General features: G+C 68.9%; 2 protein-coding genes. Both read left to right on the forward strand.

Features of this window, described 5'->3' with window-relative positions; genetic code table 11:
* The first annotated feature begins 54 nt into the window (after positions 1-54).
* A complete protein-coding gene (locus tag AB0B90_RS38590; protein WP_362926863.1) occupies positions 55-630 on the forward strand; it encodes an IS607 family transposase in 576 nt (191 codons plus the stop codon).
* A gap of 13 nt (positions 631-643) precedes the next feature.
* On the forward strand, positions 644-1,909 hold the full coding sequence (gene tnpB / locus AB0B90_RS38595; protein ID WP_362926865.1) for an IS607 family element RNA-guided endonuclease TnpB: 1,266 nt from the start codon (positions 644-646) through the stop codon (positions 1,907-1,909).
* Positions 1,910-2,090 lie beyond the last annotated feature (181 nt).

Below are 2,090 nucleotides of genomic sequence, written 5' to 3' on the forward strand. Positions count from 1 at the left end.
TGCTCAATTTTTTATAAGCAAAGATGATCACACGTAGTCATGTATCTTGCGCGCGTGAAGCTTTCGGAGTGGGCACGCCGGCAGGGCGTGAGCTATCAGACCGCCTGGCGGTGGGTGAAGAGCGGCAAGATGCCCGTCGCCGTCCACCAGGCGCCCTCCGGCACGTGGATCGCCGAAGAGCCCGCCGCTACCGTTGGCCGGGTGGTCGCCTACTTCCGGGTGTCGTCCGGCGATCAGAAGGGCGATCTGGACCGGCAGGCCGTACGGGTCGTCGAGGGCGCCAACGCTCTGGGCCTGGCCGTCGGCGAGGTGGTCAAGGAGATCGGGTCCGGGCTGAACGGCACACGCCGCAAGCCGCACCGCCTCCTCGCCGATCCGACCGCGGCGGTGATCGTGGTCGAGCACCGCGACCGTCTGGCCCGCTTCGGCGTCGAACACCTGCAATCCGCGCTCGCCGCGACCGGCCGCCGCCTGGTGATCCTGCAACCGCAGGAGAGCGCCGATGACCTGGTCCGGGACATGACCGAGGTATTGACCTGCATGTGCGCGCGCCTGTACGGGCGGCGCTCGGCCAAGCGGCGCGCCGAACTCGCCGTATCGGCCGCAACAGACGCCGGCGTATCGGCGTAGGGGCCGGTGACCGATGGCGAAGCTCCAGGCCAAGTTCCAGGCGCGGAGCGGTTTCGTGGTGCAGGCCTACCGTTTCGCTCTCGACCCGAACGCGGGCCAGGCCCGCGCACTGGCGTCACACTGCGGTGCGGCGCGCATGGCGTTCAACTGGGGCCTGGCCCTCATCAAGGCCAACCTCGGCCAGCGGGAGGCCGAACGCAGCTACGACATCCCCGACGAACACCTGACCCCGCCGCTGTCGTGGTCGATGTACTCGCTGCGCAAAGCCTGGAACACCGCCAAAGAGCAGGTCGCGCCGTGGTGGCGGGAAAACTCCAAAGAGGCCTACAACAGCGGGCTGGAACGCCTCGCCGTCGCGTTGAAGAACTGGAGCGATTCCAAGAACGGTAAGCGCAAGGGCCCGAAGATGGGTTTTCCGGCCTTCCGCTCCAAGCGCACGGCCGGCCTGTCGGTGAGGTTCACCACCGGCACCATCCGCCTGGAAGACGACCGTCGTCACGTCACGCTGCCCCGGCTGGGTGCGATCCGCACCCATGAGTCCACCCGCAAACTCCATCGGCGGCTGAGCGCCGGGAGTGCCCGCATCCTGTCGGCCACCGTCCGGCACGAGCGTGGACGCTGGCTGGTGTCCTTCCAGGTCGAGGTCCAGCGCGCCGCGAGCGTTGCCGCGCGGCCGCAGGCCGTCGTGGGTGTGGACCTGGGCGTCAAGCACCTCGCCGTACTCGCCGAGGGCGCCGGTGAGGTGCGCTATGAGCCCAACCCCGCCCACCTGCAGGGCTCTTTGAAGCGTCTGCGGCGCCTGTCTCGCCGTGTCTCGCGCCGTCAAGGACCCGACCGGCGCACCGGCGCTCAGCCGTCCAACCGGTGGCTGAGCGCCAACGCCGAGCGCAACCGCGTCCATCACCGGGTGGCGAACCTGCGGGCCGACGGCCTGCACAAGCTCACCACACGACTGGCCGCCGAGTACGGCACCGTGGTGATCGAAGACCTGAACGTCGCCGGGATGCTTCGCAACCGGCGCCTGGCACGCCGGGTCTCCGACGCCGGGTTCGGCGAGATCCGCCGGCAGATCACCTACAAAACAGGCTGGAACGGTGAGGCCGTGCGGGTCGCCGGCCGCTGGTATCCCTCCTCGAAGACCTGCTCGGGCTGTGGCGCGGTGAAAGCCAAGCTGCCGCTGCACGTTCGAGTGTTCGACTGCGACGACTGCCCTGTTGTGATGGATCGGGACGAGAACGCGGCCCGAAACCTTGCCGCCCTCGTGGCGTCAACGTCTTGACTGGTACCGGAGTGGCCGGAGACCAGGACGCGCGAGCGTCGAAACCGCGTGGAGCCGACCGCAAGACCCGCACCACCCGACCCGGCCGCGAGGCCGGGCCGGGGCGGGCAGGTGGCGCAACCCCGCACCAGCGGGAAGAAACGCGAGACCGTACTCAGGACACCGAAGCGCAGCCCGCGCT

The organism is Streptosporangium sp. NPDC049078 (assembly GCF_040648855.1).
GTDB lineage: Bacteria > Actinomycetota > Actinomycetes > Streptosporangiales > Streptosporangiaceae > Streptosporangium.